Raw genomic sequence first — 6570 nt, forward strand, 5'->3', positions numbered from 1 at the left:
CTGCCCCCGTACCGACCGCTGTGCGGCCGCCCGTCCAGTCGCCGCCGTCATCCGCAGGGGTCCGGGTGCAGCGCCGCGCGAGCCCCGGGGCACCCCCGGCGCCGCGGGCCGGGAAACCGCCGCCGGCCCCACCACCTGGTAACCGGGACGGTGCGCACGCCCGGGCGGGAACCGCGTTCGACGCCAGGTCCCTGACGGACGGGCAGCTCGACGAGCTGACCCACCGACTGATCGGGCCCTTGACGCGCCTGCTGCGGACCGAACTCCGTCTCGACCGCGAGCGGATCGGCAAGCTCCGCGATCCGCGCCACTGACCCGCGCCCGGCGCGGTCCGCCACCCCGCACCACCGCTAAGCACGCACCACCGGACCACCGGACCACCGGACCACCGGACCACCGGACCACCGCACCACCCCGCACCACCGCTAAGCACGCACCACCGCACCACCGCACCACCGCTAAGCACGCAGGACCGCACCACCGTGAAGCCCCGCAAGCCTCGCAAGCCCCGCAAGCCCCGGAAGCCCCGCAAGGCCCACAGGCCCCGCACAGCGCCGCAGGACAGACCCGCACCACCGACACCCGCAGAAAGGCCGGCCCCCGATGCCCAGCGATCTCGACCCGGGCTCCACCATCTACTTCACCCTGACCATCGACGGGGAGAGCCTGGGGTACTTCAACGGGTGCGAAGGACTGTCCTCCGAGGTGGAGATCGAGCACCACCAGGAGGGCGGAAACAACGGCTTCGTGTGGCAGCTCCCGTCCCGCGTCACCTTCTCCAGCATCCGGCTGACCCGCCCCCTGACCCCCGACACCGCCAAGGTCGCCGCCTGGATCTCCTCCGTGGCCACCGGAGTGTCCCGCCCCACCGCGCAGATCGCCGCGCTCCGCGCGGACGGTTCCGAGGTGGCCCGCTGGGGGCTGATCGACGTCCTGCCGGTCCGCTGGCAGGGACCCACCCTGGACCCGGCCAACCCGAGCGTGGCCACCGAGGTCCTGGAAATCACCCACCACGGATTCACGGACTAGGGGGAGGCGCACATGGCAGGCAGAACAGGCGCATCCGGAGGATCCGGCGGGTCCGGCGGAAGGGGCGGTGCCAAGGGCGGTGCGGGCAAGAGCCTGGTACGCGCGACTCTCGCCATCCACGAGCCGCCGGTCGGCTACAGCACCACACCGGGCGGGCTGATCAAGAACTTCTCCTTCGACTTCAACCCTTCCCAGCTGGCGCTGAGCCGCCGCGCGCAATGGAAGACCACCCCGACCGCCGCCGTGCGCGACGGGTCGCTCCCGGAGTTCATGGGGCCCGAGCCCCGCGAGCTGACCGTGGAGATCTTCCTCGACTCCTCGGACGACCCGGGCGGGAACACGGTGCTGAAGAAGGTCGAGGCCCTCTTCTCGTGCTGCGAGGTGACGGCCAAGAGCATCGCGGCCAAGCAGCCCTCCACCCCGTGGGTGGTCTTTCAGTGGGGGTCGTTCTCCACGGCCCGCTTCACGGCGTACGTGAGCTCCGTGGACGCCACCTACACCCTGTTCGGCACCACCGGCGTGCCGATCAGGGCGACCTGCCGGGTGCACCTGCACGAGATCCCCAGCAAGACCAAGGGGCAGAACCCGACGTCGGGCGCGCTGACCGCGCGGCGCGTGCACCGGGTCGTCGCGGGCGACTCGCTGCAGTCGCTCGCCTGGCGGGAGTACGGGGACGCGTCGGCCTGGCGGGCCATCGCCGAGGCCAACGGCATCGACGACCCCTCGCGCCTGCCGAACGGCGCGGAACTGGTGCTTCCGGCCGCCGAGGAGGTGAACCGCTGATGGTGCAGGTGGCCTTCTCCAGCGTCATCCACGTCACCCTGGGCGGCGCTCCGCTGCCCGCCGAGATCGCTCCGCTGCTCGTCGGCGGCTGGGTGGACCTGGGGGCCGGGGTGCCCGGCGCGTTCCGGCTCACCTTCCGCGACCCGCGACGCAAGGTCCTCGGCCTGCTGGGCGTCAGGATCGGCACCCCCGTGGTCCTGGCACCCGTCGCGGACGGCCAGGGCGCCGGGTCCCCGCTGCTGACCGGCGAGGTCACCGGCATGGAGACCGACTACGACGGCACCGGCACGTTCACCGTCGTACGCGGCTACGACCCGGGGCACCGGATGATGCGGCAGCGCCGGGTGGCGGCGTACCGCAACCAGACCGCCTCCGACATCGCCCGCAAGCTCGCGGCCATGGACGGCATCCCGATCGGCAGTGTCCAGGCCACGAAGACGGTGTACGAGTTCGTCAGCCAGGCCAACGTCACCGACTGGGACTTCCTGTCGCGGCTCGCCGACGAGAACGAGATGGTCATGTCCCTGGACTCCCTGGGGAAGTTCCAGTTCGTCAAGCCGGACCCCGCCTCCGGGGCGCCCCCGACGAGCACCCCCGGCGACAGGAGCCCGTTCGTCCTCCAGGCCGGGACCGACGTCCTGCGCTGCCGCGCCGCCGTCACCTCCGCCGACCAGGTCGGACAGGTCGAGTCGCGCGGCTGGGACGTCACCACCAAGAAGGCGCTCACCGCCGTGACGCCGGTGAGCACCAACCCGGGCATCAGCATCGGCGCCACGCCCGGGGAGGCCGCCAGGGCGTTCAAGGCCGCCAAACTCGTCGAGACCGACACCCCCTACGACCGTCAGTCGGAGGTCAGGCACGCCGCCGACGCCCTGAACGACGACGTCACCTCCTCCTTCGCGGAACTGGAGGTCACGGTGCGCGGCAACCCCAGACTGCGCCCCGGCGTCCCGGTCACGCTCACCGACGTGGGTGTGCCCTTCGAGGGCAAGTACACCGTCACGTCCGTACGTCACGTCTTCGGCGACGGGCGCCACTACGAGACCTGGGTGACCGTCAGCGGCCGCCAGTGGCGCTCCCTGTTCGGCCTCACCTCGGGCGGTGCCGCCACCGTCGCGCCCCGGCTGCCCAGCGTCGCCAACGCCCTGGTCACCGACGTCCAGGACCCGCTGAAGCAGGGCCGCGTGAAGCTCCAGTTCCCCTGGCTCGACGACGCGTACGTCAGCGACTGGACCCGGACCGTGCAACTCGGCGGAAAGGCCGGCGGCGGCATCTTCCCGCTGGACGTGGGCGACGAGGTGCTGGTCGCCTTCGACCGCGGCGCCCTGGACCACCCGTACGTCGTCGGCGGGCTCTACAACGGCCGGGACAGGCCGACGCCGGTGAACGACGTGCCGCTGCACGGCGGGCTGCGGGGGCAGGCGAGCCGGCACACCCTGTCCGACCGGCAGGGCAACCGCGTGGACCTGCTCAGCCAGAACACCGGCGCCCGCAAGCAGGGCGTGCGCCTGGCCACCGGCAACGACCGGCTGACCATCAACCTCGACCGGACCAAGACGGAGATCACCGTGGACAGCAAGGGTTCCGTCACCATCCGGGGCAGCCGCTCCGTGTCCGTCGAGGCGGGCACCGACCTGACGCTCTCGGCCGGCAAGTCCCTCACCCTCAAGAGCGGCGGGCTCATGAACATCCAGGCACGCTCCATGCTCAACGTCCGCTCGCTGACCGGCATGGTGTCCGTCGGGGCGCTCGGGCCCGCCGGCAGCGTGCAGGTCAACGCGACCGGGCCGGGCGGCATCGGCCTCCAGGCGCCCACCGTCCGCCTGATGGGCCTGGTCACCGCCAACGGAAAGCCGGTGATCTGATGGCCGAGCAGTTCGTCGGCTCCGGCTGGGCCTTCCCCCTGCGCATCGGGCCCACCGGCGGCATCGCCCTGGTCAGCGGGGAACGCGAGATCGAGGAGGCGATCCGGCTGGTGCTGGCCACCGCGCCCGGCGAGCGACCCATGCGCCCCGAGTTCGGCTGCGCCATCCACGACCTGGTCTTCGCGCCGGTCAACGAGGCCACCGCGGGCCGGATCCAGTACGAGGTGTACACGGCCCTGGACCGCTGGGAGCCGCGCATCGAGGTCACCGACGTCGAGGTGACCGCCGGCGCCGAGCAGGGCGTCCTCTTCATCGACGTGCGCTACGCGATCCGCGGCACCAACAACCCGCGCAGCCTGGTGTTCCCCTTCTACGTCATTCCGTCCCACGACTCCGACGACTCCCACGACTCCCACGACTCCCCCGACAAGCCGGAGCCCGGGCCCGCGGCCGGCGGCGGGCCGGCCGGTGAAAGCGACTTCTGATGGCACTGCCCTCCCCGAACCTCGACGACCGCCGTTTCCAGCAGTTCGTCGACGACGCCAAGCGCTACATCCAGCAGCGCGCACCGGAATGGACCGACCACAACGTGTCGGACCCGGGCGTCACCCTCGTGGAAACGGTCGCCCACATGGCCGACCAGATCGTCTACCGGCTCAACCGGGTGCCGGAGAAGAACCACCTGGCCTTCCTCGACCTCGTCGGCATCAGCCTCTTCCCGCCCTCCGCCGCCCGCACCGATGTCACGTTCTGGCTGTCCGCGCCGCAGGACGAGTCCGTGGTCCTGCCCGTCGGCACCGAGGTCGCCACCACGCGCACCGAGAGCGAGGAGGCCGTCGTCTTCGCCACCGAGCGCAGGCTGACCGTGGTCCCCTGCGAGCTGCGCCACGTCGCCGTGCAGAACAGCGGCGACCCCGTCGCGGACCGGACCGCCGACCTCGCCGAGGGCAAGGACGTGCTCTGCTTCACGGAGGCCCCCCGCCCCGGTGACTGCATGCTGCTCGGCCTCAGCGCCGCGGTACCGCACTGCGCGGTGGCGCTGGGGCTCGACAGCCGTGTCGACGGTGTCGGCGTCGACCCGCGGCAGCCGCCCCTGGAGTGGGAGGCGTGGACCGAGGACGGCTGGGCGGCCTGCGAGGTCGACCGGGACGGCACCGGCGGCCTGAACCGCCCCGGCGAGGCCGTGCTGCACGTCCCCGGCGGGCACACCCTGTCCCGTTCCGGCGGCCACGAGGCCGGCTGGCTGCGCTGCCGGGTCACCGAGCCGCTGCCCGGCCAGCCGTTCTACACCACCTCGCCGACCGTGCGGTCCGCCGAGGCGTTCACCATCGGCGGCACCACCCCGGCGGTGCATGCCGAGACCGTCTACGACGAGGCCCTCGGCGAGTCGAACGGCCTGCCGGGGCAGCGGCTCCGGCTGGCCAACGCGCCCGTCGTCGGGGACGACCCGCCGGTGCTCCTGCAGACCGCGGGGCACGACGGCTGGACCGACTGGGACGTCGTCCCGCACTTCGCCGCGTCGGGACCCGGCGACCGGCACATCACCCTCGACGCCGCCACGGGTGAGATCGCCTTCGGACCCGCCGTCCGCGAACCCGACGGCACGCTGCGGCAGTACGGCGCGGTGCCGCCCAAGGGCGCCGTCGTCCGCGCCCGCCGCTACCGCACCGGCGGGGGCCGGGCCGGCAACGTCGCCCGCGGCGCCGTGCGGGTGCTGCGCAACTCCGTCCCGTACGTCGCCGAGGTCGTCAACCGGGAGGCCGCCAGGGGCGGCGTCGACGGCGAGACCGTCGAGGAGGCGAAGGCGCGGGCGCCCATCACCCTGCGCGCCCAGGAACGCGCCGTCACCCTGCGGGACTACGAGGAACTCGCCCGCCGTGCCGCCCCCGAGACCGCCCGCATCACCTGCCTGGAGGGTGAGGAGAGCGAGCACGGCGCCTACGCCGTACGCGTCCTCGTCGTACCGCAGGCCGTTCCCGACCCCGGCGGGCGGCTGCGCTTCGAGCAACTCGTCCCGGGCAAGGCACTGCTGGAGCGCATCACCCGCCACCTGGACGAGCGGCGGCTGATCGGCACCCGGCTGGCCGTCGGCCCGCCCTTCTACCAGGGCGTCACCGTCGTCGCCACCGTGCACGCCTTCCGCGGCGTCGACACCGACCGGGTGCGGCGGCAGGCGCACGACGCGCTGTACCGGCACCTCGACCCGCTGACCGGCGGCGCCGACGGCAAGGGCTGGCCCTTCGGCCGCCCGGTGCAGGCCGGCGAGGTCTTCGCCGTACTGCAACGGGTGCCCGGCGTCGAACTCGTCGACGAGGTGCAGCTGCACGCGGCCGACCCGCTGACCGGCAAGCGGGGCGAGGCGACCGGCCGTATCGACCTCGCCCCGCCCGCCCTGGTGTTCTCCTTCGACCACCGGGTCCGCGTGATCGGGGACGGCGCGTGAGGGGCTCGATCGACGGACTGGAGTCCTCAGCGCCGATCGGCATGATGCTGCCCGCTGTCTTCGCGGACGACGACCTGGCACAGCGCTTCGTGGCGGGACTCGACGAGGTCATCGCGCCGGTCCTGTGCGTTCTGGACTGCCTGGAGGCGTACTTCGACCCGGCGCTCGCCCCGCTGGACTTCACCCGGTGGCTGGGCGGATGGGTCGGCGCCGAGACCGACGGCACCGAACCGGAGGAGCGGCTGCGGGCCGCGGTGGCCGCGGCCGCCCGCCTGCACCGGGTGCGCGGTACCCGCCGCGGCCTGTCGGAAGCGGTACGGCTGGCCTTCGGCGTGGAGCCGGAGATCACCGAGAGCGGTGGCGCCGACTGGTCGGCCAGACCCCTCGGCGAGTTCCCCGGCGAACGCGTACCGCGGCTGCACGTCGTGGTGCGGCTGCCCGGCCCCACCC

6 protein-coding genes and 1 pseudogene are annotated in these 6570 nt (G+C 73.0%); all 7 read left to right on the forward strand.

From position 1 onward, the window contains the following. Positions 1-314: pseudogene (locus tag GUY61_RS32505) on the forward strand (hypothetical protein); the annotation flags it as partial. A gap of 289 nt (positions 315-603) precedes the next feature. Then, entirely contained in the window at positions 604-1029 is a 426-nt protein-coding gene (locus tag GUY61_RS32510; RefSeq protein WP_166633916.1) for a phage tail protein, read from the forward strand. 12 nt (positions 1030-1041) lie between these two features. Then, on the forward strand, positions 1042-1812 hold the full coding sequence (locus tag GUY61_RS32515; RefSeq protein WP_208106741.1) for a LysM peptidoglycan-binding domain-containing protein: 771 nt from the start codon (positions 1042-1044) through the stop codon (positions 1810-1812). Then, the gene (locus tag GUY61_RS32520) at positions 1812-3677 is read left to right on the forward strand and encodes a VgrG-related protein (RefSeq protein ID WP_166633917.1); all 1866 of its coding nucleotides are present in this window, start codon (positions 1812-1814) and stop codon (positions 3675-3677) included. Before GUY61_RS32515 ends, GUY61_RS32520 begins: the two co-directional genes overlap by 1 nt. Then, the gene (locus tag GUY61_RS32525; protein WP_243766912.1) at positions 3677-4162 is read left to right on the forward strand and encodes a GPW/gp25 family protein; all 486 of its coding nucleotides are present in this window, start codon (positions 3677-3679) and stop codon (positions 4160-4162) included. The genes GUY61_RS32520 and GUY61_RS32525 overlap by 1 nt, the downstream gene beginning before the upstream one ends. Continuing rightward, positions 4162-6120 (forward strand): putative baseplate assembly protein, encoded by a 1959-nt coding sequence (locus GUY61_RS32530; protein ID WP_166633918.1) that lies wholly within the window; start codon positions 4162-4164, stop codon positions 6118-6120. The genes GUY61_RS32525 and GUY61_RS32530 overlap by 1 nt, the downstream gene beginning before the upstream one ends. Then, positions 6117-6570: phage tail protein (locus tag GUY61_RS32535; protein WP_166633919.1), on the forward strand; the 454-nt coding region annotated here is incomplete at its 3' end. The genes GUY61_RS32530 and GUY61_RS32535, both read left to right, overlap by 4 nt.

Source organism: Streptomyces sp. GC420, assembly GCF_009916105.1.
Lineage (GTDB): Bacteria > Actinomycetota > Actinomycetes > Streptomycetales > Streptomycetaceae > Streptomyces.

Bases quoted from the DNA above. Each gene is read 5' to 3' on its own strand.
- GUY61_RS32520 (WP_166633917.1), top strand. From the start codon at position 1,812: ATGGTGCAGGTGGCCTTCTCCAGCGTCATCCACGTCACCCTGGGCGGC.
- GUY61_RS32530 (WP_166633918.1), top strand. From the start codon at position 4,162: ATGGCACTGCCCTCCCCGAACCTCGACGACCGCCGTTTCCAGCAGTTC.
- GUY61_RS32515 (WP_208106741.1), top strand. From the start codon at position 1,042: ATGGCAGGCAGAACAGGCGCATCCGGAGGATCCGGCGGGTCCGGCGGA.
- GUY61_RS32525 (WP_243766912.1), top strand. From the start codon at position 3,677: ATGGCCGAGCAGTTCGTCGGCTCCGGCTGGGCCTTCCCCCTGCGCATC.
- GUY61_RS32510 (WP_166633916.1), top strand. From the start codon at position 604: ATGCCCAGCGATCTCGACCCGGGCTCCACCATCTACTTCACCCTGACC.